Raw genomic sequence first — 24,039 nt, forward strand, 5'->3', positions numbered from 1 at the left:
CGCGACGCGGACCGGGGGGACCTGCCCCCGCGACGCCAACTACGATGAGTGCCATGTCCGCCTCGCCCGTCCCGACCCCTGAGCCCTCGATCCTGCCCGTCCCCCGCGACGGCATCGCCGGAGCCGCCCCCTACGGCGCGCCGCAGCTCCCGGTCGCGCATGCGCTGAACGTGAACGAGAACCCCTACGGCCCCTCGGAGGAGCTCGCCGCCGCGATCGGCGCCGCCGCCGCGCAGGCCGCGGCGGGCCTGAACCGCTATCCGGACCGGGAGGCGCTGGACCTGCGCCGCGAGCTGGGGGAGTACCTCGCCGAGGAGTCCGGCGTGCCCGCCCCGCCGGCCGAGGCGGTCTGGGCCGCGAACGGCTCCAACGAGGTCATGCACCAGCTGATGCTCGCCTACGGCGGCCCCGGCCGCACGGCGCTCGGCTTCACCCCGCACTACTCGATGTACCCCGAGTACGCGCGCGACACCTTCACCGCCTGGGTCACCGCCGAGCGGGGCCCTGCTCCCGACTTCGCGCTCACCGCGGAGACGGTCACCGCCGCGATCGCCGAGCACCGGCCCTCGATCGTGGTGCTCACCTCGCCGAACAACCCCACCGGCACGGCGCTCGACCTCGACGTCGCCCGCGCCGCCGCCCGCGCGCTCGAGCCCGCCCGCGGGCTGCTCGTGGTCGACGAGGCCTACGGCGAGTTCCGCCGCGACGGGGTGCCCAGCGCCCTCACCCTCCTGGCCGAGCACCCGAACCTCGTCGTGGCCCGCACCATGTCCAAGGCCTTCGCGCTCGCCGGCGCCCGCCTCGGCTATCTCGTCGCCGATCCCGTGATCGTCGACACCGTGCGCGTGGTGCGTCTGCCCTACCACCTCTCCGCCCTCACCCAGGCGGTGGCCCGCACCGCCCTCGCCCACCGGGAGGAGCTGCTGGGGAAGGTCGCGCTGCTGCGCACCGAGCGCGACGCGCTCGCCGCCCATCTCGCCGGTCGCGGTCACGAGGTCGCTCCGTCCGACGCCAACTTCGTCCTCTTCCGCGCCTTCGCCGACCGCGACGACGTGTTCCAGGCCCTCCTGGAGCGCGACGTGCTGATCCGCGCCGTCGGGCCGGCCGGCTGGCTCCGCGTCAGCGTGGGCACCCCCGAGGACAACACCGCATTCCGCACCGCCCTCGAGGAGGCCGACCCCCGATGACCGAGACCGCCCGCCCGTCGCGCACCGCGACCCTCTCCCGCACCACCCGGGAGTCCTCCGTCGAGGTCAGCCTCGACGTCGACGGCACCGGCCAGGTGGACATCTCCACCTCCGTGCCCTTCTTCGACCACATGCTCACGGCCCTGGGCACCCACGCCCGCTTCGATCTCACCGTGCGGGCGACGGGCGATACCCACATCGACGCCCACCACACCGTCGAGGACACCGCTATCGTGCTCGGCCAGGCGCTGCGCGAGGCGCTCGGCGACAAGCACGGCATCACCCGCTTCGGCGACGCGCTGGTCCCGCTGGACGAGGCGCTCGCCCAGGCCGTCGTGGATCTCTCCGGCCGCCCCTACTGCGTCCACTCCGGGGAGAGCGAGGCCCAGGCCACCCACCTCATCGGCGGGCACTTCACCGGCTCGCTGACCCGTCACGTCTTCGAGTCCCTCGCCCACCACGCCGCGATCTGCCTGCACATCCGGGTGATCGAGGGCCGCGACCCGCACCACATCGTCGAGGCGCAGTTCAAGGCGCTCGCCCGGGCGCTGCGCGCCGCCTGCGCCCCCGACGACCGGGTCCTCGGCGTGCCGTCCACCAAGGGAGCGTTGTGAGCACCGACGACACCACCGGCCGCGGGCCCGAGCCCGAGGACATCGACGCCGAGTTCGCCCGCCTCACCGAGGGGCTCTCCCTCGACGACGCGTCGCTGACCGTCGAGGACGTCCTGTCCGACGCCTCGGCCGCGCCCGAGGAGGACGAGGTCCCCACGATCGCCGTGGTCGCGACCTCCGTCGCGACCGCGAAGGCGCTCGCCGGCGTGATCCGGCTGGGCCGCGAGGCGCGCACCGACGGGATCGACATCCCCACCGACTCCCGCACCTTCGACACCGCCACCGGCGCGGTCGCCGTCGGCCCGCTGTCCGAAGCGGCGGCGCACGACCTCGCCGCGATCACCTCCACCGCCCTACAGCGCAACGGCATCGTGGTCTTCTGGCGCCGCGGCGACCGCATGACCGCGACCCGGTACAAGAACGGCGAGCGCGGCGAGGACATCTCGCCCGCGATCGTGCTCGGCGCCGTCGACGACCTCGTCGAGGAGCTGCTGCTGGGCACGACCTCGCTCGACGAGCTCGGCGAGGGCCTCGACCCCGCCTCGCTCACCCGGGCCGAGGCGCTGGAGTGGATCTCCTCCGGCGGGAGGAAGCGCCCGTGAGCGCGACCGAGACCGGGGCGTCGGCCGCCGCGAGCCCCGCGGACGCAGCGGCCACCGCCGGAGCGACGGGTCCCGCGCCGCGCGTGGTCGTCCTCGACCACGGCTCCGGCAACGTCCGCTCCGTCGTCCGCGCCCTCGAGGCCGCGGGCGCCGAGGTCGAGCTCACCGCGGATCGCGAGCGCGCCCTCGCGGCCGACGGGCTCGTCGTCCCCGGCGTCGGCGCCTACTCCGCGACCCTCGCGCAGATCCTCGCCGTCGGCGGCGACCGGATCATCGAGCGCCGCCTGGCCGGCGGCCTGCCGGTGCTCGGCATCTGCGTGGGCCTGCAGGCGATGTTCGAGGCCGGCACCGAGCACGGCGAGCGCACCCGCGGGCTCGGCCAGTGGCCGGGCGAGGTCACCCAGCTCCAGGCCGAGGTCGTGCCCCACATGGGCTGGAACACCGTCGAGCCCGCGCCCGGCAGCGCGCTGTTCGCCGGGATCGAGCAGGAGCGGTTCTACTTCGTCCACTCCTACGCCGCCCGCAGCTGGGACCTGGAGGACACCGGTCCGCTCAAGGCGCCGCAGGTCACCTGGGCCCAGCACGAGCAGGACCGCTTCGTCGCCGCCGTCGAGAACGGGGCGCTCAGCGCCACCCAGTTCCACCCCGAGAAGTCCGGCGCGGCCGGCGCCCGCCTGCTCGCGAACTGGCTGGGCACCCTGCCGCGCCGCGACCGGGAGCAGGACGCATGATCCTCGCGTTCCTGATGCTCTTCGCCGGCGGGATGCTCCTCGGCGGCGCCTGGTCCTTCTACCGCTCGAAGAAGCCCTGGTGGGCGATCGCGGGACTGGCCGTGCTCGGCCTCGTGTGCCTGGGCATCTCCTTCTGGCGCATCCAGAGCGGCTGAGCACGCCTCCCACCCCGTCCGTCCCCGCGCCCGACCGGGCACCACACCCTCAGTCCCAGGAGGACCCCCATGACCGCTCCCGTGCTCGAGCTGCTCCCCGCCGTCGACGTGCAGGGAGGCCAGGCCGTCCGCCTCGTCCAGGGCGAGGCCGGCACCGAGACCGGCTACGGCGCGCCGCTGGACGCCGCACTGGCCTTCCAGGAGGGCGGCGCGAACTGGCTGCACCTGGTCGACCTCGACGCCGCCTTCGGCCGCGGCTCCAACGCCTCCCTGCTCGCCGAGGTCGTCGCCGCCGTGGACATGAACGTCGAGCTCTCCGGCGGGATCCGCGACGACGAGTCCCTCGCCGCGGCGCTCGCCACCGGCTGCCGCCGCGTGAACCTCGGCACCGCCGCCCTCGAGAACCCCGAGTGGACGGCCGACATCATCGCCGAGCACGGCGACCGCATCGCGGTCGGCCTCGACGTGCGCGGCACCACCCTCGCCGCGCGCGGCTGGACCCGCGAGGGCGGCGACCTGTGGGAGACCCTCGAGCGTCTCGACGCCGCCGGCTGCCAGCGCTACGTCGTCACCGACGTCACCAAGGACGGCACGCTCCAGGGCCCGAACGTGGACCTGCTCGCCCAGGTCTGCGAGCGCACCGACGCGAAGGTCGTCGCCTCCGGCGGCATCTCCTCCCTCGACGACCTGCGCGCGCTGCGCGAGCTGGTCCCCGTCGGGGTCGAGGGCGCGATCGTGGGCAAGGCCCTGTACGCGCAGGCCTTCACGATGGGCGAGGCGCTCGACGTCGCGGGACGCCCGTGACCTCCGAGAACACCTCGCAGAACGAGGACCACGGACCGACGGGCCCGGACGCCGACCCCGGCGGACGGGCCCGTCGGGCCCTGCCCTCCCACTTCCGCGAGAAGTCCCCGCTGACCGACACCGCGGGCGTTACCTGGGAGGGGCGCGACTACACCGTCAGCCCGTTCCCCGGCGACGACGGCGCGACGCCGGCGCACCTCGCCGAGGCGCTGCGGGCGCACCGGGCGGGCCGGGACCCGCACCGACGCGCGCTCGTCGCCGCGCTCGCGACCTCCCGGGTGCTGGTGCCGATCATGGCGGTCGCGACCGAGACGGGCGCCACCGCCCACGGCCTCACCGGCGACAACGGCGCCGACATGGCGATGGTCTCGATCACCGCGCCCGACGGGACGACGGTGCTGCCGCTGTTCACCTCGGTCCACCAGCTCTCCGCCTGGCGCGGAGATGCCCGGCCCGTGCCCGTGGTCGCGCCGCAGGCGGCGCAGGCCGCGGTCCAGGAGGGCTGCACCGCGCTGCTGCTGGACGCCGCGACGCCCGAGGCCGAGGGCGGCCCCGTGCTGCTGCCGCGCTCGGTGCTGTGGGCGCTCGCGCAGGGGCGCGAGTGGATTCCGCCGCACGAGGACGGCGAGCTCGCCGCGGAGCTCGAGCGGGTCGGGACCTCCGCCTCGCCCGCCGTGCTGGGCCTCGCGGCCCGCGCCGGCGAGCGCGCCGAGGTGGACCTCCACCTGCGGCTGCGCCCGGGGCTGACCGCGGAGCAGGTCTCCGCGGTGGTCCAGCTGGTGACGCAGGCGCTCGGGGGATCGCAGCTCGTCGCCGAGCGGATCAGCTCGATGCGGCTCGTGCTCGGCTCCTGAGCCGTAGCCGTAGCCGTAGCCGTAGCCGTAGCCGTAGCCGTAGCCGTAGCCCGAGCCGTAGCCCGGCCCGCGACGCCGCGGCCCGGCCTCGTCAGGAGACCCGGCCGGTGTACTTCTCGCCCGGCGCCTTGCCCGGCTCGTCGGGGAAGGGCAGAGCCTCCGCGAAGGCGAGCTGCAGCGAGCGCAGACCGTCTCGCAGCGAGCGGGCGTGCTCGTTGCCGATCTCAGGGGCGGCGGCGGTGACCAGGCCCGCGAGGGCGGTGATCAGCTTCCGCGCCTCGGCGAGGTCCTGGTACTGCCCGGTCTCCTCGTCCTCGGCGAGGCCCACCTTCACCGCCGCGGCGCTCATCAGGTGCACGCAGGCGGAGGTGATGATCTCGACCGAGGAGACCTCGGCGATGTCGCGCAGCTCGTCGGCGCCGATCCCCTCGTCGTGGCTGTGCGGGGCGTCGTGGCTGTGCGCGGCGTCGTGCGCGTGCGGGGTGCTGTCGTGGGAGTGCTCGGTCACTGGGGGTCCTTCGTTCTCGGTCCGCGTCCGGCTCGGACGCGGTGCGGGGATGGTGGTCCGCGGCGGGCGGAGGAAGTGGCTTAGCCGGCCAGGGGCAGGGATCCGGTCATGTCCTCGCCGAAGTCGACGAGGATCGCGGAGGGCTCGGTGCCGATCGGCACGTCGAAGACCAGGTGGACGGTGCCGCTGCCGCCGCCCGGGATCTGGGTGGGCCTCTTGCTGTCGGCGATGTGCACGCGGCTCGCATCGAGGTCGAGCGGGTGGGTGACGCCGTCGGCGGACTCCAGCGAGATCGACTCCGGGGTGAGCGGCGCCGCCCGGTCTCCCTGGTTGTCGATCTCGACGGTGGCGATGACGAACTCGCCCTCCGGCTCGACCGGGTTGCTCCGGCTGCCGACGCTGCGCACGCCCGCCTCGGTGCTCACCGCGGTCATCTCGACCTCGCCGATCGTCGCGCTGCCGCCGGAGGCCCCATCCTGCGGGGCGGCGGTCCCGGCGGGCGCGGACGGATCGGAGTCGCCCGGGTCGTCGGAGCCCAGGGCGCGGAAGGCGAGGATGCCCCCGCCGACGGCGACGGCGAGGACCAGCACGGCGACGAGGACGATCGCACCGATGAGCAGTCCGCGGCGCGAGCCCTTCGCCTCGTCGGGGTCCTGCACCTTCGCGGGCCGACGGTTCGGGACGGCCGGGCGCGGGGGAGGGGTCGGGAACCCCTCGGGCACCGGGCGCAGCATCGCGCGGGGAGCGGTGACGCCCTGGACGCCGGTGACGGAGCGGCGCTCGGTCTCGGAGAGGTCGTCCGGGCCCTCGGTCTGCTGGGCGGGCTCGGCGGGCTCGCCGCCGCCCGGGGCCGGGAGCTCCTCGTCGTTCCCGTAGCCGTACTCGTGGGAGGCGTCCACGGGGCTCTGCGGGGCGGGGAGCTCCGGGGTGCCGGCCGGCTCCGCAGGGGCGGTGCCGGGAGAGAGCGCTGGCCGGCCGTCCTGCTCGGACGCCTCGCGGTCGGTGTGCACCTGTACTCCTCGCTGATCGCGGCCTGGCGGCGCGACGCACATCACCTGGACGTCCGTCGTACTCCTGGTAGGATAGACGACTGGAACAGGTCGAAACCCTCGTCATACGTTCCTCAAGTGGAGTCCCTTCCCACCTCGTGGCATCCAGCCGCTGGGTCAGTATCGCAGTCGGGCGTCATCGTCCGGCGAGCGGGCCATCGCGCCCGACCGCCGTCGCAGCGCTCGCACCTTGGGGCCTCCGCATGACTGCGGGGGCCTTCGTCGTCTTCCGACTCGAAACAAGGTGAGGAGCCAACATCAGCGAACAGCGCATCAACGGTCAGATCAGGGTCCCCAAGGTCCTCCTGGTCGGTCCCAACGGCGAGCAGGTCGGTGAGGTCCGTGTCGAGGACGCCCTGCGTCTCGCCCAGGAAGCAGACCTCGACCTGGTCGAGGTCGCACCGGGTGCGAACCCGCCCGTCGCGCGGCTCATGGATTATGGCAAGTTTAAGTACGAAGCCAATCTGAAGGCCCGCGAGGCTCGGAAGAACCAGGCGAACACGGTCCAGAAGGAAATTCGGATGGGCCTCAAGATCGACACGCACGACTACGAGACCAAGCGTCGCAACGTCGAGAAGTTCCTCGACGGCGGCGACAAGGTGAAGGTCATCATCCGCTTCCGCGGTCGTGAGCAGTCCCGTCCCGAGCGGGGCGTCAAGCTCCTGCAGCGCATGGCGGAGGACGTCTCGGAGTACGGCTTCGTCGAGTCCCACCCGCGGCAGGACGGCCGCAACATGGTGATGGTCTTCGGGCCTCACAAGAAGAAGGCCCAGGCTATGGCCGAGGCCCGCAAGCGCAAGACCGACGCCGAGAAGGCAGCGGCCCGCGGCAAGGACGACGAGTCCGCGCCCGAGGCCGAGGCCGGCGCCGAGTCCTGAGAACGTCACAAGGAGAAACAGGCCAATGCCGAAGAACAAGACCCACTCGGGTACCAAGAAGCGCGTCCGCGTCACCGGTTCGGGCAAGCTCATGCGGGAGAAGGCGAACGCTCGCCACCTCCTGGAGCACAAGTCCTCCACCCGCAAGCGCCGTCTGGGCTCCGACACCGATGTGTCGAAGGCCGATGCCAAGCGCATGAAGAAGCTGCTGGGCCGCTGATCGCCCACGCGGGAGCACGGCTCCCGCGACCCTGAACTTACGATCGAAGGAGTATCACGTGGCACGCGTGAAGCGGGCGGTCAACGCCCAGAAGAAGCGTCGGGAGATCCTCGAGCAGGCCAGCGGCTACCGCGGCCAGCGCTCTCGCCTGTACCGCAAGGCGAAGGAGCAGGTGCTGCACTCGCAGACCTACAACTTCCGCGACCGCAAGAAGCGCAAGGGCGACTTCCGTCAGCTCTGGATCCAGCGCATCAACGCGGCGTCCCGCGCCAACGGCCTGACCTACAACCGCTTCATCCAGGGCCTCGGCCTCGCGGGTGTCGAGGTGGACCGTCGCATGCTCGCCGAGCTCGCCGTCAACGACGCGCCGGCTTTCGCCGCCCTGGTCGAGGTCGCCAAGAACGCCCTCCCCGAGGACGTCAACGCCCCCGCGGCCTGACATCGCTGCCCGTCCAGCGATGACCGAGCGCCCGGATCAGTCCCCGATCACCTCCCCCCGCTCCGAGCGGGTGCGGAAGGTGGCGGCGCTGACCGGGCGCTCGGCGCGTCGCAAGCAGGGACGCTTCCGCGTCGAGGGGCCGCAGGCCGTGCGCTCCCTCCTCGCGCACCGCCCCGAGCTCGCCCTCGAGGTGCACCTCACCGAGCGCGCCGCCGACGCGCACCCCGAGCTCGAGCGCCTCGCCCGCGAGGCGGGGGTCCCGGCCCGCCTCGTCGACGAGCAGATCCTGCGCGCCATGGTGCGCGAGAGCGGCCCGGCCGACACTGCCGCCGACGTCGCGTCCGCTCCTGCCGCCGCCGGGACGGGCGGCGCCCCGGGAGCGCTCGTCTCCCCGCAGGGCGTCGTCGCCGTCGGCGCCCTGCCCGCCGAGGACCCGGACGCCGCGACCGCCGCGCTGGAGGCGCTGCCCGATGAGGGGCCGCTCACCGTGGTCGTGCTCCACGAGGTCCGCGACCCCGGGAACGTCGGCACTCTGATCCGCACCGCGGACGCCGCCGGCGCCGACCGCGTGCTGCTGACCCGCACCAGCGCCGACCCGTACTCGCCGAAGGCCGTGCGGGCGAGTGTCGGCGGGCTCTTCCACCTCCCCGTCCTCACCGGCGCCGAGAGTGGCCCGCTGCTCGAGGCGCTCGCCACCCGCGACATCACCGCCGCCGCGACCAGCGGCTACGCGGACTCGGAGCTGTTCGACGTCGACCTGCCGGACCGGATCGCGTGGATCCTCGGCAACGAGGCGCACGGGCTCGACGGGGTGACCCTCGCCGCCGCGCCGCTGACCGTGCGGATCCCGCTCGCCGGCCACGCGGAGTCGCTGAACGTGCACACCGCCGCGACCGTCTGCCTCTTCGAGACCCTGCGCCGACGACGGGCCGGGGCATGAGCGCGCCCGTCGCGGAGACCGCCCCCGCACGCCGCCGCGGCCCCGGCCGCGCCCTCGGCGCCGCCGCGGTCCCCCTCCTGCTCCTGCTGGCCCTGCTCGCCGCGGGGCTCGGCATGCTCGCCACCGGGGCGCTGTCCCCGGCGACCCTCGTGCCCGCCTCGCCGCTGGTGACCTTCGGGCTGCCCGTCGTGCGCGCGCTGCACCACCTCGGCCTGCTCCTCGCCGTCGGCGCGGGCGCGACCGCCGTGCTCCTGCTGCCCGGCCCCTCGCGCCGCGAGGCGACGGTGCTGGATCCGCTGCGCCGCCGCGCCGTGCGCCTCGCCGCCGCCGGAGCGCTGCTGTGGACCCTCGCCGCGCTCGCGCAGATCCCGCTCGGCGGGCTCGAGGCGACCGGTGCCGGCACCGCGCTGAACGTCTGGGACGTCGCGATGGGCGGGGCGCTCGGCCGACTGCAGATGCTCGTCGCCGTGCTCGCCGCGCTCGCGACCCTCGCCTACGCCCTCGCCCGATCCACCGTGCTGGCCTGCTGGGGGCTCGCCTTCGCAGGCCTCGGCACGCTGTCGCTGGGACTGGTGGGGCACGCCGGGGCGAGCCTGGACCACATCAACGCCGTCAACGCCATGGCGCTGCACCTCGTCGCCGTCACCGTCTGGGCGGGCGGGCTCCTGGCCATCGCGCTGCTCGCCGGGCGCATGGACGACGAGGTGCTCGGCGTCGTGGTCCGCCGCTACTCGCCCTGGGCCCTGGCCGCGGTGGTCTCGCTGGCACTCAGCGGCCTGATCAGCGCCGGGATCCGGCTGTCGGGCTGGGGGGACCTGGTCACGACCGGCTACGGCCGGGTCGTGCTCGCCAAGGCGCTCGGCCTCGTCGTCCTCGCCGTGCTCGGCGCCCTCCAGCGCGCACGGCTCGGCGAGCGGCTCCGCTTCCGCCACCTCGCCCTCACCGAGGGCGTGCTGATGGCCGCCGTGATCGGGGCGTCGATCGCGCTGGGCCGCTCCGCCCCGCCCGTGCCGCAGTCGGTCCCAGCCAGCGGCGACCTGAAGGTGCTCTCGCTGGCGGGCTTCCTCCCGCCCGAGCAGGAGTTCTCGCCCACGACGATGTTCACCGTCGTCCAGCCGGACTGGATCGCGATCGCCCTCGCCGCGGTGATGGCGGGGCTGTATCTGACCGGGGCGGTGCGCCTGGCACGGCGCGGCGACGACTGGCCGTGGCATCGCACCCTCGCCTTCCTCGCCGGCTGCCTCGCCTTCGCCTGGGTGATCTCCGGCGGCGCGGCGGCCTGGGGGAAGTTCCGCTTCGACGCCCACATGGTCCAGCACATGGCGATGATGATGATCGTGCCGCCGCTGTGGGTGCTCGGCGCGCCGGTGACGATGCTGTCCCGCGCCACCTCGCCCCGCACCGACGGCTCCCGCGGGGTGCGCGAGTGGGTGCTGGCCGCCCTGCACTCGGGCTACTCGCGGCTGATCTCCTCCCCGCCGGTGGCCGGGCTGATCTTCGCCGGCTCGCTGGTGATCTTCTACTTCACCCCGCTGTTCGAGCTGGCGATGTACAACCATCTCGGCCATGTGCTGATGACGGTGCACTTCCTCGCCTCGGGCTATCTCTTCGCCTGGGTGCTGATCGGCATCGACTCCTCCACCAGGCCGATCAATCCGGTGCTGAAGCTGATCACGCTGCTGGTGACCCTCGCGTTCCACGCCTTCTTCGGGATCGCGCTGTACTCGGCGACCTGGCTGGTCGCGGAGGGCTGGTACTCGGAGCTGGGGATGTACGGCCCCGACCGGCTGATGCTGATCCAGGAGCGGGGCGCCTCGATCATGTGGGCGATCTCCGAGGTGCCGACGGTCGGGTACGCGATCATCGTGGCGGTGCTGTGGATGAAGTCCGAGGACCGACGGGCCCGGCAGTACGACCGCAAGGCCGAGCGGGACGGCGGCGCCGAGCTCGCCGCGTACAACGCCTATCTGGCGGGCCTGCGGTCCGGGGGTGCGGCCAGCTCGTCCCCGGCCGGGAGTGAGGTTGCAGGACTTCGCGGAGCTGACGGCGCAGCGGAACGACAGGAAGCCGTAGGTGCTGCGGACAGCGGCGACCAGTCTCCTGGTCAGTAGCGGCGGGTCTGTCCAGCACCAGCGCGACGTGATCAGTACGGCGGCGGTTCGCCGGGCGGATGCAGGTCCCCGTCGTGCCCGACCCACCAGTCGTCCTCGCCATCCGGCCCGGTGACCAGGTCGCCGGGGGAGAGGCCCTGCTCCCGCACCCATCGTCGGCGCGCGGCCGCCTCGGCCCGCAGGTATCGGAGGTGCTCGTGCTGCTCCCAGGCGGCGGTCATCTCATCGACGACCTGGGCGGTGGCGAGATCCCGGCCGTCCTCCTGCCGGGCCATCATCAGTCCGGAGCTCTCCCACCAGGTCGTGCCCTCGAGGTCGTCGCGCACCGGGTCCAGCAGGCCCAGCGTCTTCAGCCGGTGGTGCTCGCGGCAGAGCTCGTGCAGGTTCTCCGCGTCGGTCGTGCCGCCGGCGGACGGGTCGCCGTGGTCGTACTCCTCGAGGTGATCCGTCTCAGACAGCATCGAGGAGGGGCGGCCGCAGCCGGGCACCGCGCAGGTGGGATGGCGCAGCAGCAGGTGCGCGCGCATCTCGGCGGTGGGCCGGTAGCGCTGCGCCGGGGCGGGGAGGAAGCGGCCTGATGTCGGATCCGTGAGGACCCGGTACCAGGTGCTCTCGTGCCCGGCGAGCTCGCGGGCCATCCGGCCGGGAAGCGGGATGGTGCCGTCGAGCATGCCGGGAGCGTCCGACTGCCCCAGGAGGGTCATGACCGGTACCGTCACGTTGACGCGGACCTGGGGTGGAGGAGGTGCGGCATCCCCCGTGGCGAGGGCCGAGCTCATCAGCACGTTGTAGCGGGTGCGGGCGAGGGAGGGGATCAGGCAGCTGGCCTCGATCTCGCCTCCCGGATCGACCGGCAGCGGGGTGCCCTGCTCGAAGGCGCGGCGCTGACCGTCACGGACGGCATGAGCCGCGAGATCCAGGCGTCGAGACAGGTCGAGGATCTCCGGGATCGGACCGATGATGCGCAGGCAGCCGGTGCCGTCGGGCCGGGGCGGGTCCAGGACCACCCGGCGGCGGTTCTCGGGCCGGGCGTGCTCCGGCTCCTCGCTGCGCGCGACCGCGGCGGCGAGGAGATGGCCGAGGATCCGCGAGAAGACCTCGGGGGAGACGGAGAGGTCGGTGCGGGAGAGCTCGACGTCGAGCCGCCGGAGGGCATCGTCCTCGAGGCTCCCCGTGCGTTCCAGCAGCTTTTCGAACCACGGCGCGGGGAGCTCGCCGCGGGAGAGCCGTGCGAAGCACAGGGGGAGCAGCGTGGCCACGCGATGCGCCTCGCGGATGGCCGAGCGCGCCTGCGCGCGGGTGCACCGCAGGGCGAGGGAGAGGTGCAGCTCCTCCATCGCGCGCGCCTCGCGGGGGAGCTCCTCGGGGGAGAGCGGGTCGTGGGTCGCCCCGACGATCGCGCGGAACCTTCGGGCCAGCCGCCGCGAGTCCTCGGCGCCGCCGTCCCACAGCTGCTCGAGCAGCTCGGCCGTCTCCGGCGCCCGATGCTCGCCGATGCGCGAGATGTGCTCGCGGGTCGCACGGCGGCGTCGGCGCCGACGGGCCCGGACGCGGGACAGGGCGGAGGCCGCCTCGGGGCTCGGAGGTGCGAGCAGCAGCGGTTCGGCGTCGGCCTCGAACTCGCCCATTCTCACCGCCCCCTCGCGGTCACCTCGGGGGTGCTCCTCACCTCCGGGACATGTGACCGATTCTACCGATCCGTCCCGACTGCCGAAAGGTGTGTGGATAACCCTGAAGGGGATCTGACCTGCGGAGACTGCGTGTCGCGAGCGTCGTGTGCAGGGACGCGACAGACACCGGCGGCGGCCCTCCGTGGAGGACCGCCGCCGGTGTCAGCGAGCGATGCGACGCCTCAGGGCACGCGGCGCTCGGGCGTCGTCCGGATCGAGAGCTCGCTCAGAGCCAGTCGCCCTGCGCCGCCTTCTTCTCCGCACCGATCGTGGTGTCCGGGCCATGGCCGGTGTGCACCACGGTGTCGTCCGGGAGCTGGAACAGCCGCTCGCGGATCGACTGCTCGATCGTCTCCCGTGAGGAGAAGGAGCGACCGGTCGCACCGGGGCCGCCCTGGAACAGGGTGTCCCCGGTGAACACCGCGCCCAGCTCCTCGGAGTAGTAGCAGGTCGAGCCGGGGGAGTGGCCCGGGGTGTGCAGCGCCTCGAGGTTCACGCCCGCGATCGTGAACATGTCCCCGTCGGCGACGTCGTCGTCCCAGGGCAGGTCGCCGTGGGTGAGCTGCCAGACCTCGCGGTCGGCGGGGTTCAGCAGGATCGGGGCCTCGAGCGCCTCGGAGAGCTCCGGGGCGAAGCGCACGTGGTCGTCGTGCGCGTGGGTGAGCAGGATGCCCACGCACTCGCGGTTCCCGACGAGCTCCTCGACCTTCTCGACGTCGTGCGGGGCGTCGAAGACCACGCACTGCTCGTCGTCGCCGAGCACCCACACGTTGTTGTCGACCTCGTGGGTCTCGCCGTCCAGGGAGAACGTCCCCGAGGTGACGGCATGGTCCAGCCGCGCGGTCACTTGGCCACCTCCACCACGGTGCGCAGGTTCGCGCCGTCGTGCAGGCCGTCCAGCGCCGCGTCCGTGCCGGCGAGATCGGTGCGGCCGGTGACGAAGCGGTCCAGCGGCAGACGGCCCTGCAGGAACAGGTCGGTGAGATAGGGGAAGTCCCGCTCGGGGAGGCAGTCGCCGTACCAGGAGGACTTCAGCGCACCGCCGCGACCGAACACGTCGAGCATGGGGAGCGTGATCTCGACGCCCGGGCGGGGCACGCCGACGAGGACCACGCGGCCGGCGAGGTCACGGGCGTAGAACGCGGTCTCGTAGGTCTGCGGGATGCCGACCGCGTCGACGACGACGTCCGCGCCGAAGCCGCCGGTGAGCTCCTGCACCTTCTCCGCGACCTGCTGCGGCGAGAGGTCCTTGGTGCACAGGGTGTGCGTGGCGCCGAGCTTCTCGGCGGCCGCGAGCTTCTTCTCGTCGACGTCCAGGCCGATGATCGTGGTGGCGCCGGCGAGCTGCGCGCCCGCGATCGCGGCGCAGCCCACGCCGCCCAGGCCGATCACGGCGAGCGACTCGCCGCGCTGGACCTGGCCGGTGTTGATCGCCGCGCCGATGCCGGCCATCACGCCGCAGCCCAGCAGGCCGGCGACCTCGGCCGGGGCGTCCTCGGAGACCTTCGTGCACTGGCCCTCGTGGACCAGGGTCTTCTCCGAGAAGGAGCCGATGCCGAGGGCGGCGGTGAGCTCGGTGCCGTCGGTCAGCGTCATGGGCTTGGAGGCGTTGTGGGTGTCGAAGCAGTACTGCTGCACGCCCTTCTTGCAGGCGCGGCACTCGCCGCACACGGCGCGCCAGTTCAGCACGACGTAGTCGCCGATCTCGACGTGGCTGACGTCCTCGCCGATCGCGGAGACGCGGCCTGCGGACTCATGGCCCAGCAGGAACGGGAACTCGTCGTTGATGCCGCCGTCGCGATAGGCGAGGTCGGTGTGGCACACGCCGGTCGCCTCGATGTCGACGACGACGTCGTGGGGGCCGGGATCGGGGATCACGATGTCCACGAGCTCGGCGGGCTTCTTCTCTGCGAGGGCGACGACGCCCTTCACGGTCCAGGACATGCTGGCCTCCTTCGAGGGAACAGGGTCCTGGCCAGCCTATCCGTGTCGCGCCGGATGCGTCGTCCGGTTCGCGGGCGTCAGAGGGACATGGCGCCACTCCCCATGCCGGGCGCCCCGGCGGCGCGGCCTCTCCTAGAATGGTCCGCGGTGCCCGCGTCCCGGCGCGCGCATCCCCGAGCACTCCAGGACGAAAGCGAACCCCGTGTCCGAGACATCCCCCGCGCCCGGCGGGCCCTCGATCGACGAGCAGTCGATCACCGCCGCCGTCGACGCCGCGCTCGCCGCGATCGCCGCGGCCCCCGACACCGCCGCCCTCAAGCAGGTGCGCATCGAGCACGTCGGCGACGCCAGCGTGCTGACCTCCGCGAACCGCGCCATCAAGGACCTGCCCAAGGACCAGAAGGCCGCCGCCGGCAAGCTCGTCGGCCAGGGCAAGGGACGGGTGCAGAAGGAGCTCGCCGCTCGCCAGTCCGAGCTCGCGGCCGCCGAGGAGGAGGCCGCGCTCGCCGCGGAGACCGTCGACATGACGCTGCCGACGGACCGTCGGCCGCGCGGCGCCGCGCACCCGCTGTGGACCCTCACCGAGCGGATCGAGGACTTCTTCGTCGGGATCGGCTGGGAGATCGCCGAGGGCCCCGAGGCGGAGTCCTCCTGGCTGAACTTCGACGCGCTGAACGCCGATGCGGAGCACCCCTCGCGCTCGCTGCAGGACACGCTCTACCTCGCGCCCGAGAACTCCGGGATGCTGCTGCGCACCCAGACCTCCCCGGTGCAGATCCGCGCGATGCTCGAGCGCGGCGCCCCGCTGTACATCGCGTGTCCCGGCACCGTCTACCGGGCCGACGAGATCGACGCGACCCACTCGCCGATGTTCAACCAGGTCGAGGGCCTCGCGATCGACAAGGGCCTGACCATGGCGAACCTCGTCGGCACCCTCGACGCGCTCGCCGCGCACCTCTTCGGCGGCGCGCCGATCACCCGCCTGCGCCCCAACCACTTCCCCTTCACCGAGCCCAGCGCCGAGATGGACTTCCGCTGCTTCGCCTGTGAGGCACGGCTCGGCCTCGAGCACGACGCGGACCCGGACTGCCGCGTCTGCGGCGGCACCGGCTGGATCGAGATGGGCGGCTGCGGCATGGTCCACCCGAACGTGCTGCGCGCCGCCGGGGTGGACCCCGAGGAGTACCAGGGCTTCGCCTTCGGCCTCGGCATCGAGCGCATCCTCATGCTGCGCAACGGCGTGGCGGACATGCGGGACATGGTGGAGGGCGACGTCCGCTTCTCCCAGCACTACGGGACGGAGATCTGAGATGCCGCGCATTCCCCTGACCTGGCTCGGCGAGCACGTCGAGCTCCCCGCGACCGCCTCCGCGCTCGAGGTCGCCACCGACCTCTCCCGCGTCGGCCTCGAGGAGGAGGCGATCTTCGGCGCGCAGGTGACCGGACCGCTCGTGGTCGGCCGCGTGCTCGAGCTCGTCAAGGAGCCGCAGAAGAACGGCAAGACCATCAACTGGGTGCGCGTGGACGTCGGCCCCGAGCACAACGAGGACGCCGACGATCCCAAGGACCCGCAGCCCGGCGAGGAGCGTCCGAGCCGCGGCATCATCTGCGGCGCGCACAACTTCGTCGAGGGCGATCTCGTCGTGGTCTCCCTCCCCGGCGCCGTGCTGCCCGGCGACTTCGCGATCGCCGCGCGGAAGACTTACGGTCACACCTCCGACGGCATGATCTGCTCCGGCGAGGAACTGGGCCTCGGCCCGGACCCCGACGGCGAGGACGGCATCATCGTGCTCGGCCGCGGCCACGCGAAGGGCCTGACCGCCGAGCCCGGTGACGACGCGATCGCGCTGCTGGGCCTCGCGGACGAGGTCGTCGAGATCAATGTGACCCCCGACCGCGGCTACTGCTTCTCGATGCGGGGCGTGGCGCGCGAGTACGGCCACTCCACCGGCGCCGCCTTCACCGACCCCGCGTCCGAGGTCGCGATCACCGCGACCGAGGCCGGGGGAGTGCCCGTCCAGCTGCGGGACGAGGCGCCGCTGAACGGCGCCGAGGGCTGCACCCGATTCGTCGCGCTCGAGGTCGAGGGCGTGGACCCCGCCGTGCGGACCCCGCGCTGGATGGCCCGCCGCCTCACCCTCGCCGGCATGCGCCCGATCTCCCTGATCGTCGACGTCACCAACTACGTGATGCTCGACCTGGGCCAGCCGCTGCACGCCTACGACGCCGAGAAGCTCGTCGGCCCCATCACCGTGCGCCGCGCCCGCAAGGGCGAGGAACTCACCACGCTCGACGACGCCACCCGCCCCCTCGACCCCGAGGACCTGCTGATCACCGACGCCGGCGGCCCGGCGGGAGACCGCGTGCTCGGCCTCGCGGGCGTCATGGGCGGCGAGGACACCGAGGTGTCGGACGCGACCACGAGCATCGTGCTCGAGGCCGCGACCTTCGACCCCGTCACCGTGGCCCGCACCGCGCGCCGCCACCGCCTGCCCTCCGAGGCGTCCAAGCGCTTCGAGCGCGGCGTGGACCCGCAGCTCCCGCTGATCGCCGCGCACCGCGCCGCCCAGCTGATCGTCGAGCACGGCGGCGGCACCGTCTCCGCCCGCGTGGCCGACGAGGGCTCGGTCGCCGCACCTGCCCCGATCAGAGCGGGTCTGCACGACGCCGAGCGCGTCGTCGGCATCGCCTACAGCGACGTGCAGGTGATCTCCTCCCTCGAGGCGATCGGCTGCACCGTCGCGCGCGAGGGCGAGGACGGCCTGCTGGTCACCCCGCCGTCGTGGCGTCCCGACCTCACGATCCGCGAGGACCTCGTCGAGGAGATCGCGCGTCTGGTCGGCTACGCCGAGATCCCCTCGGTGCTGCCGACGGCGCCGGGCGGGCGCGGCCTGACGGTCGCCCAGCGAGGCCGACGCGCCGCCCGCCGCGCGCTCGCCGAGGCGGGCCTGGTCGAGGTGAACTCCGCCCCGTTCGTCGCGGGCTCCGTGCACGACCGGCTCCGCTACGGGACGGACGACGCGCGCCGCGAGGCCGTGCGGATCCTCAACCCGCTCTCCGAGGACGAGCCGCTGCTGCGCACCGAGCTGCTGCAGAGCCTCCTGCCCACCGCGCGCCGCAACCTCGGCCGCGGCGAGGAGTCGGTCGCGATCTTCCAGCGCGGCTCCGTGTTCCTCGCCAGCGGGGGACAGGGCGCCGCTCCGGTGCCCGCCGCCGCGCAGCGTCCCAGCGAGCAGGAGCTCGAGTCGATCCTCGCCGCGCTGCCCGCGCAGACCGGGGCGCTCGCCGCGGTCGTCGGCGGCGCCTCCGGCCCCGACTCCTGGCAGGGCGAGCCCGCGCCATGGGGCTGGACCGATGCGCTCGACCTCGCCCGCCGCGCGGCCGCCGCCGTCGGCGCCGAGCTCGAGGTGCGCCAGACGGAGCGCGCGCCCTTCCACCCGGGCCGCGCCGCCGAGCTGCGCGTCCACACGGCCGGCGGGGACAGTCGCGTGGTCGGCGCCGCCGGCGAGCTGCACCCCGCCGTGCTGAAGGAGTTCGACCTGCCGGCCCGCTCGGCCGCCTTCGAGCTCGACCTCGAGGCCGTGATCGCCGCCGCCCCCGCCGTGGTGCGCGCCGTGCCGGTGCCCACCTACCCGCCGGCGAAGGAGGACTTCGCCTTCGTGGTGGAGGAGTCCGTGCCTGCGAGCGCCGTCGAGGCCGCGATCGTGGTGGGTGCCGGCGACCTCGCCGAGCGCGTCCACCTGTTCGACGTGTTCACCGGCGAGCAGATCGGGGAGGGGAAGAAGTCCCTCGCCTTCGCGATCCGGCTCCGCTCCGGCGAGGGCACGCTGACCGCCGAGCAGATCGGCGAGACCCGCCGGCGGATCATCGCCGCGGTCGAGTCCGCCGTCGGCGGCGTGCTGCGGGCCTGAGCGGCCGCGGCGCCGACGAGGCGCGCAGCAGCCATCACGCAGGGGAGGGGCCCCGCTCGACCGAGCGGGGCCCCTCCTGCGTCCGCGACGCGTCGTCAGACGAACTGCGCTCGCCGTCGGCCCGACGGCGGAGGTCCGGTCTGGATAGGGTGTGGCCGTGACCACGCCTCACGGATATCCAGACCCCGCGGCTCCGTACCCCGAGTCAGCCGCCGGGCCCGTTCCGTCGTACGCGGCGGCGCGCCCCGAGCCGCGCGGCACGATCGCCTGGGCGCTCGGCTTCCTCGCCTACGTCCCGATCCCGTTCGCGAACGTGCTCGTCGCCGGGATCACCCAGCTCGTCGTCGGCCTCCGACAGCGCCGTCACCGCGGCCTCGCCGCCGAGAACGGCGTGCGCGCCGCGAACTGGGGCCTCACCCAGCTGTGCTGGCCGGTGCTGATGGCCCTCTCGCTCGCGCTCGGAGTGCTCACCGGGGAGCCCACGGGCGACGGCGTGCTGTTCCATCCGGCGATGGAGGCCGTCGTGGTCACCGTGGTGATCCTCTACTTCGTGCTCGGGCTGATGCAGCTGATCTACGCGATCGTCGGCACCGTCCAGGCGAGCAGGGGTGCACGCGTCGGCCTGCCCGTCATCCCGTTCGTCCGCCGCCCGCGGGGCTGAGGCGCTGCGAGGTGCCCGGACGGACCCGGCCGCAGGGAGAAGGGGCTGGCCTGTGACCTCGCCGCTGGCCACCCCGCCGTCCACCACGTGAACACTCCGCACCCCCGCTGGCTGTTCATGCAGTTGGCTGTATATACTTCCGACATGACGTCCGAGAGCAGCGCCACCGCCCCCGTCCCGGCGACCGAGCAGGCCGCGCGACGCCCGCGCGTCGCCGTCGTCGGCGCCTCCGGCTACGCCGGCGGAGAGACCCTGCGCCTGCTCGCCGGCCACCCCGGCGTCGAGGTCGCGACCGTGACCGCGCACTCCAGCGCCGGCAAGAGGCTCTCCGAGGTCGCCCCGCACATCGACCTCGGCCACGACCCCGTGCTGCAGGAGACGGGCGTGGAGACCCTGCGCGGCCACGACGTCGTCGTCCTCGCCCTCCCGCACGGCCAGTCGGGACAGATCGCCGCCGCCCTGCGCGCCGAGGACCCGGACGTGCTCGTGCTCGACCTCGGCGCCGACCACCGGCTCGAGAGCGCCGAGGAGTGGGAGGCCTACTACCGCAGCGAGCACTCCGGCACCTGGACCTACGGCATGCCCGAGCTGCCGCTGGCCGACGGCACCCGCCAGCGCGAGCAGCTGCGCACCGCCCGCGAGATCGCCGTGCCCGGCTGCAACGCGACCGCCGTGACCCTCGCCCTCGCCCCGCTGCTGCGCGCCGAGCTGCTGGACGCCGGCGCGCTGAGCGCGGTCCTGCCCGTCGGCTACTCCGGCGCCGGACGCGCCGCCAAGCAGCACCTGCTGTTCTCCGAGGCCTCCGGCACCGCCGTGCCCTACGCCGTCGGCGGCACCCACCGCCACATCCCCGAGGTGCTGCAGAACCTCCGCCGCGCCACCGGCCGCGAGGACGCCCGCCTCGGCTTCACCCCGGTGCTCGTCCCGATGAGCCGCGGGATCCTCACCGTGTGCACCGCCCCGGTCGCCGACGGCACCACCACCGCCGACCTCCTCGCCGCCCTCGAGCACGACTACGCCGGCGAGCACTTCGTGACCGTCCTGCCCGAGGGCAGCGCCCCCGCGACCGGGCAGGTCGCCGGCGCGAACACGATCCGCCTCGGCGCCGCCGTCGATGCCCGCAGCGGCCAGGCAACCGTCATCTCCGCGATCGACAACCTCGTCAAGGGCACGGCCGGCGCCGCACTCCAGTCGATGAACCTCGCCCTCGGCCTGCCCGAGGCGACCGGTCTCAGCCGCACCGCGCTCGCCCCCTGACCGTCGCCCGCCGGGCCCCGCCGGCCCGTCGGTTCCCGTCGGCCGACCGGCGCGCCCGTCCGAGCCCCATCCACCGCGCCCCTCGCCCCACGCTCCCAGGAGACCCCGTGTCGATCACCCGCCCCCGCGGCTTCCGCGCCGTCGGCCTCGCCGCCGGCATCAAGGCCGCCCCCAAGGAGGACCTCGCCCTCGTCCTCAACGACGGCCCGCGCGACGTCGCCGCCGCCGTGTTCACCGCCAACCGCGTCCAGGCCGCTCCCGTGCAGTGGTCTCGTCGGGCCGTCGCCGACGGCCGCGCCCGCGCCGTGGTCCTGAACTCCGGCGGCGCCAACGCCTGCACCGGCCCCGAGGGGTTCCAGGACACCCACCGCACCGCCGAGCATCTCGCCGGCCTCCTCGACATCGCGGCCCAGGACGTGCTCGTGTGCTCCACCGGCCTGATCGGGGAGCGGCTGCCGATGGAGCCGCTGCTGGCCGGCGTCACCTCGGCGATCGACCGGCTCGACGCCGGGGAGGAGGCCGACGCCTCCGCCTCCCGCGCCATCATGACCACCGACTCCGTCCCCAAGACGGCCGAGGTCACGCTCCCCTCCGGCGTCGTCGTGGGCGGGATGGCGAAGGGCGCCGGCATGCTCGCCCCGCAGCTGGCGACCATGCTCGTCGTCCTCACCACCGACGCCGACGTCGACGCCGCGACCGCCGAGGAGGCGCTGCGCGGCGCGACGCGCACCACCTTCGACCGCGTCGACTCCGACGCCTGCATGTCCACCAACGACACCGTCATCCTGCTGGCCTCCGGAGCGAGCGGCGTGACCCTGGGCGTCCAGGAGCTCACCGAGGCGGTGCGCACGGTCAGCGCGGACCTCGCCCGCCAGCTCGTCGCCGACGCCGAGGGCGCCAGCCACGACGTGCACGTCGTGGTCCGTTCCGCCACCGCCGAGGACGCCGCCGAGGCCGTGGCCCGCGAGATCGCCCGCTCCAACCTGGTCAAGGCCGCGATCTTCGGCAACGACCCCAACTGGGGCCGGATCGTGGCGGCGGCCGGCTGCGTGCCCGAGGCCGTCGCCCCCTTCGCCGTCGAGGACCTCTCCGTCACCGTCAACGGCGTGGAGGTGTGCCGCGGCGGCGGCGCCCACCGCGACCGCTCCGAGGTCGACATGACCCCGCGAGAGACCCTCATCGAGGTGGACCTCGGCGCGGGCTCCGCGAGCGCGGACATCTGGACGAACGACCTCACCCACGACTACGTCGAAGAGAACAGCGCCTACTCCTCATGACCACATCGAAGCCGCCCGCCGCACCCTCCAAGAACCCGCTGGCCGACCTCACCCCGGCCCAGGCCGCGGCGCATGCGAAGTCCGAGATCCTCATCGAGGCGCTGCCCTGGATGCAGCGCTTCCGCGGCAAGATCGTCGTGGTCAAGTACGGCGGCAACGCCATGATCGACGACGACCTGCGCCGCGCCTTCGCCGCCGACATGGTGTTCATGCGCCACGCCGGCATCCACGTCGTCGTCGTCCACGGCGGCGGCCCCCAGATCAACGCGATGCTGGGCCGCGTCGGCATCGAGTCCGAGTTCCGCGGCGGTCTGCGCGTGACCGACGAGGACACCATGGACGTGGTGCGGATGGTGCTGGTGGGCCAGGTGGGCCGCGAGCTCGTCGGCCTGATCAACAGCCACGGCCCCTACGCGATCGGCATGTCCGGCGAGGACGCGCGGCTGTTCGCCGCACGCCGCCGCGGCACCGTCGTCGACGGCCAGGAGGTCGACCTCGGCAACGTCGGCGAGGTCACCGAGGTGCGCCCCGAGTCGATCCAGGACCTCCTGGACGCCGGCCGGATCCCGGTGGTCTCCTCGATCGCGCCCGAGACCGACGAGGACCGCCGCCCCACCGGCGCGGTCCTGAACATCAACGCCGACCTCGCCGCCGCCGCGCTCGCCGCCGGCCTGGACGCCGAGAAGCTGGTGGTGCTCACCGACGTCGAGGGCCTCTACCGCGACTGGCCGGACCGCGACTCGCTGATCCCCGAGATCGCCGCGAGCGAGCTGCGGGAGATGCTGCCCGGCCTCACCGCCGGGATGATCCCCAAGGCCGAGTCGCTGCTGGACGCGGTGGACTCCGGGGTGCGCACCGCGGCCATGACCGACGGCAGGATCGAGCACGCCGTGCTGCTGGAGGTCTTCACCGACAAGGGCGTGGGCACGATGGTCAGGAGGGACGACTATGTCTGAGACGCAGACGCAGGACACGACGCCGCAGGGCACGACCCCGCAGGGCGCCCAGGAGCTCGCCGGCCGCTACTCCCGCTCCATGATCGGCGTGTTCGGCACCCCGCAGCGAGTGCTCGTGCGCGGCGAGGGCACGCACGTGTGGGACGCCGACGGGAAGGAGTACCTCGACCTCCTCGGCGGGATCGCCGTCAACGCCCTCGGCCACGCCCACCCCGACGTGGTCGCCGCGATGACGAAGCAGGCCGGCACCCTCGTGCACGTCTCGAACTTCTTCGCCACCCCCACCCAGATCGAGCTCGCCGAGCGCCTGCTGCAGCTGGCGAAGGCCCCCGAGGGCTCGGGCGTGTTCTTCACGAACTCCGGCACCGAGTCCAACGAGGCGGCCTTCAAGATCGCCCGCCGCACCGGGCGGCCCCGGATCCTCGCGCTCGAGAAGAGCTTCCACGGCCGCACCATGGGCGCGCTCGCCCTCACCCACAAGGAGGCCTACCGCGCCCCCTTCGAGCCGCTGCCCGGCGGGGTCGAGTTCCTGCCCGCCGGCGACGTGGCCGCGCTCGAGGCGGCCCTCGCCCCGGGGGACGTCGCCGCGCTCGTGCTCGAGCCCATCCAGGGCGAGGCCGGAGTGCTGCCGCTGACGGAGGAGTACCTCCGCGCGGCCCGCGAGCTCACCGCCCGCCACGGCGCCCTGCTGATCCTCGACGAGGTCCAGACCGGCGTCGGGCGGACGGGGGAGTGGTTCGCCCACCAGGCGATCGAGGGGCTGCAGCCCGACGTGATGACGCTGGCCAAGGGCCTCGGCGGCGGCTTCCCGATCGGTGCCGTGCTCACCTTCGGCGAGCACGCCACCGGCCTGCTGAGCCCCGGCCAGCACGGCACCACCTTCGGCGGCAACCCGCTGGGCGCGGCCGTGTCCCTCGCCGTGCTCGGCACCCTCGCCGAGGACGGCCTGCTCGGGAAGGCCCGCACCCTCGGCACACAGCTGCAGGCCCGGATCCTCGAGCTCGCCGGGCGCGATCCGCGGATCACGGGCGTGCGCGGCACGGGACTGCTGCAGGGGATCACCCTCGCCGCCCCGATCGCGCCGCAGGTCGTCGCCGCCGCCCTCGAGCACGGCTTCATCCTCAACGCCGCGAACCCGAGCACCCTGCGGCTCGCCCCGCCGCTGATCATCACCGACGAGGAGCTCGGCTCCTTCGTCGAGGCGCTGCCCGCCCTGCTCGACGCCGCCGAGCAGGCCGCCGCCTCCACCACCGACGAGAAGAGGTCCTGAC

At 73.7% G+C, this 24,039-nt stretch carries 24 protein-coding genes; 19 read left to right on the forward strand and 5 right to left on the reverse strand.

Going from position 1 to position 24,039, the window contains the following annotated elements; genetic code table 11:
- The first annotated feature begins 53 nt into the window (after positions 1-53).
- The 7 genes from RBL05_RS15420 (at position 54) to RBL05_RS15450 (ending at position 4,947) form a co-directional block, all read left to right on the forward strand.
- Complete coding sequence (locus RBL05_RS15420; protein WP_308738727.1) at positions 54-1,187, forward strand: histidinol-phosphate transaminase; 1,134 nt, start codon at positions 54-56, stop codon at positions 1,185-1,187.
- Positions 1,184-1,801 (forward strand): imidazoleglycerol-phosphate dehydratase HisB, encoded by a 618-nt coding sequence (gene hisB, locus RBL05_RS15425; RefSeq protein WP_308738726.1) that lies wholly within the window; start codon positions 1,184-1,186, stop codon positions 1,799-1,801. Before RBL05_RS15420 ends, hisB begins: the two co-directional genes overlap by 4 nt.
- Positions 1,798-2,403 carry a hypothetical protein gene (locus tag RBL05_RS15430; protein ID WP_308738725.1) on the forward strand — a complete coding sequence of 202 codons (606 nt, stop codon included), beginning with the start codon at positions 1,798-1,800 and terminating at the stop codon, positions 2,401-2,403. The genes hisB and RBL05_RS15430 overlap by 4 nt, the downstream gene beginning before the upstream one ends.
- The gene (hisH, locus tag RBL05_RS15435) at positions 2,400-3,134 is read left to right on the forward strand and encodes an imidazole glycerol phosphate synthase subunit HisH (protein WP_412523772.1); all 735 of its coding nucleotides are present in this window, start codon (positions 2,400-2,402) and stop codon (positions 3,132-3,134) included. Before RBL05_RS15430 ends, hisH begins: the two co-directional genes overlap by 4 nt.
- Positions 3,131-3,289 carry a hypothetical protein gene (locus RBL05_RS15440; RefSeq protein WP_010550150.1) on the forward strand — a complete coding sequence of 53 codons (159 nt, stop codon included), beginning with the start codon at positions 3,131-3,133 and terminating at the stop codon, positions 3,287-3,289. Before hisH ends, RBL05_RS15440 begins: the two co-directional genes overlap by 4 nt.
- Positions 3,290-3,358: 69 nt before the next feature.
- A complete protein-coding gene (priA, locus tag RBL05_RS15445) occupies positions 3,359-4,093 on the forward strand; it encodes a bifunctional 1-(5-phosphoribosyl)-5-((5-phosphoribosylamino)methylideneamino)imidazole-4-carboxamide isomerase/phosphoribosylanthranilate isomerase PriA (RefSeq protein ID WP_263311527.1) in 735 nt (244 codons plus the stop codon).
- A complete protein-coding gene (locus RBL05_RS15450) occupies positions 4,090-4,947 on the forward strand; it encodes an SseB family protein (RefSeq protein WP_308738724.1) in 858 nt (285 codons plus the stop codon). Before priA ends, RBL05_RS15450 begins: the two co-directional genes overlap by 4 nt.
- Positions 4,948-5,038: 91 nt before the next feature.
- Here RBL05_RS15450 and RBL05_RS15455 read toward each other — a convergent pair whose 3' ends face one another.
- The gene (locus tag RBL05_RS15455) at positions 5,039-5,371 is read right to left on the reverse strand and encodes a DUF1844 domain-containing protein (protein WP_050815731.1); all 333 of its coding nucleotides are present in this window, start codon (positions 5,369-5,371) and stop codon (positions 5,039-5,041) included.
- Between the two features lie 164 nt (positions 5,372-5,535).
- Positions 5,536-6,465, reverse strand: a complete 930-nt coding sequence (locus RBL05_RS15460; protein WP_308738723.1) for a DUF4352 domain-containing protein — start codon at positions 6,463-6,465, stop codon at positions 5,536-5,538.
- A 344-nt stretch (positions 6,466-6,809) separates the two neighbouring features.
- On the opposite strand from RBL05_RS15460, the gene infC reads away from it, so the two are divergent.
- The 5 genes from infC to RBL05_RS15485 are packed head-to-tail and all read left to right on the forward strand — an operon-like array spanning position 6,810 to position 11,092.
- On the forward strand, positions 6,810-7,382 hold the full coding sequence (infC, locus tag RBL05_RS15465; protein WP_318604320.1) for a translation initiation factor IF-3: 573 nt from the start codon (positions 6,810-6,812) through the stop codon (positions 7,380-7,382).
- Positions 7,383-7,407: 25 nt separating this feature from the next.
- A complete protein-coding gene (gene rpmI, locus RBL05_RS15470) occupies positions 7,408-7,602 on the forward strand; it encodes a 50S ribosomal protein L35 (RefSeq protein WP_010550143.1) in 195 nt (64 codons plus the stop codon).
- 58 nt (positions 7,603-7,660) lie between these two features.
- Positions 7,661-8,041 (forward strand): 50S ribosomal protein L20, encoded by a 381-nt coding sequence (rplT, locus tag RBL05_RS15475; RefSeq protein WP_010550142.1) that lies wholly within the window; start codon positions 7,661-7,663, stop codon positions 8,039-8,041.
- Between the two features lie 19 nt (positions 8,042-8,060).
- On the forward strand, positions 8,061-8,981 hold the full coding sequence (locus RBL05_RS15480; RefSeq protein ID WP_308738722.1) for a TrmH family RNA methyltransferase: 921 nt from the start codon (positions 8,061-8,063) through the stop codon (positions 8,979-8,981).
- On the forward strand, positions 8,978-11,092 hold the full coding sequence (locus RBL05_RS15485) for a cytochrome c oxidase assembly protein (RefSeq protein ID WP_308738721.1): 2,115 nt from the start codon (positions 8,978-8,980) through the stop codon (positions 11,090-11,092). Before RBL05_RS15480 ends, RBL05_RS15485 begins: the two co-directional genes overlap by 4 nt.
- A 32-nt stretch (positions 11,093-11,124) precedes the next feature.
- Here RBL05_RS15485 and RBL05_RS15490 read toward each other — a convergent pair whose 3' ends face one another.
- From RBL05_RS15490 to RBL05_RS15500, 3 genes are all read right to left on the reverse strand, one after another.
- Positions 11,125-12,720: an HNH endonuclease signature motif containing protein gene (locus RBL05_RS15490; protein ID WP_308738720.1), complete on the reverse strand. Its 1,596-nt coding sequence runs from the start codon at positions 12,718-12,720 to the stop codon at positions 11,125-11,127.
- A gap of 268 nt (positions 12,721-12,988) precedes the next feature.
- Complete coding sequence (locus tag RBL05_RS15495; protein WP_053916913.1) at positions 12,989-13,609, reverse strand: MBL fold metallo-hydrolase; 621 nt, start codon at positions 13,607-13,609, stop codon at positions 12,989-12,991.
- The gene (locus RBL05_RS15500) at positions 13,606-14,706 is read right to left on the reverse strand and encodes an S-(hydroxymethyl)mycothiol dehydrogenase (protein ID WP_308738719.1); all 1,101 of its coding nucleotides are present in this window, start codon (positions 14,704-14,706) and stop codon (positions 13,606-13,608) included. The genes RBL05_RS15495 and RBL05_RS15500 overlap by 4 nt, the downstream gene beginning before the upstream one ends.
- A gap of 202 nt (positions 14,707-14,908) precedes the next feature.
- Here RBL05_RS15500 and pheS point away from each other — a divergent pair, with 202 nt between their 5' ends.
- The 7 genes from pheS (at position 14,909) to RBL05_RS15535 (ending at position 24,038) form a co-directional block, all read left to right on the forward strand.
- Positions 14,909-16,015 carry a phenylalanine--tRNA ligase subunit alpha gene (gene pheS / locus RBL05_RS15505; protein ID WP_308738718.1) on the forward strand — a complete coding sequence of 369 codons (1,107 nt, stop codon included), beginning with the start codon at positions 14,909-14,911 and terminating at the stop codon, positions 16,013-16,015.
- Position 16,016: 1 nt separating this feature from the next.
- The gene (pheT, locus tag RBL05_RS15510) at positions 16,017-18,617 is read left to right on the forward strand and encodes a phenylalanine--tRNA ligase subunit beta (protein ID WP_308738717.1); all 2,601 of its coding nucleotides are present in this window, start codon (positions 16,017-16,019) and stop codon (positions 18,615-18,617) included.
- A 157-nt stretch (positions 18,618-18,774) separates the two neighbouring features.
- Complete coding sequence (locus RBL05_RS15515) at positions 18,775-19,278, forward strand: DUF4870 domain-containing protein (RefSeq protein WP_308738716.1); 504 nt, start codon at positions 18,775-18,777, stop codon at positions 19,276-19,278.
- A 144-nt stretch (positions 19,279-19,422) separates the two neighbouring features.
- The gene (gene argC, locus RBL05_RS15520) at positions 19,423-20,535 is read left to right on the forward strand and encodes an N-acetyl-gamma-glutamyl-phosphate reductase (protein ID WP_308738715.1); all 1,113 of its coding nucleotides are present in this window, start codon (positions 19,423-19,425) and stop codon (positions 20,533-20,535) included.
- A gap of 107 nt (positions 20,536-20,642) precedes the next feature.
- On the forward strand, positions 20,643-21,812 hold the full coding sequence (gene argJ / locus RBL05_RS15525) for a bifunctional glutamate N-acetyltransferase/amino-acid acetyltransferase ArgJ (protein WP_308738714.1): 1,170 nt from the start codon (positions 20,643-20,645) through the stop codon (positions 21,810-21,812).
- Positions 21,809-22,768: an acetylglutamate kinase gene (gene argB / locus RBL05_RS15530; protein WP_308738713.1), complete on the forward strand. Its 960-nt coding sequence runs from the start codon at positions 21,809-21,811 to the stop codon at positions 22,766-22,768. The genes argJ and argB overlap by 4 nt, the downstream gene beginning before the upstream one ends.
- Positions 22,761-24,038, forward strand: coding sequence for an acetylornithine transaminase (locus RBL05_RS15535; protein WP_263312136.1), 1,278 nt, complete (start codon positions 22,761-22,763; stop codon positions 24,036-24,038). Before argB ends, RBL05_RS15535 begins: the two co-directional genes overlap by 8 nt.
- Position 24,039: the final 1 nt, after the last annotated feature.

Origin of the sequence: Brachybacterium sp. GU-2 (assembly GCF_030866705.2) — a bacterium.
In the GTDB taxonomy this organism is placed as follows: Bacteria; Actinomycetota; Actinomycetes; order Actinomycetales; family Dermabacteraceae; genus Brachybacterium; species Brachybacterium conglomeratum.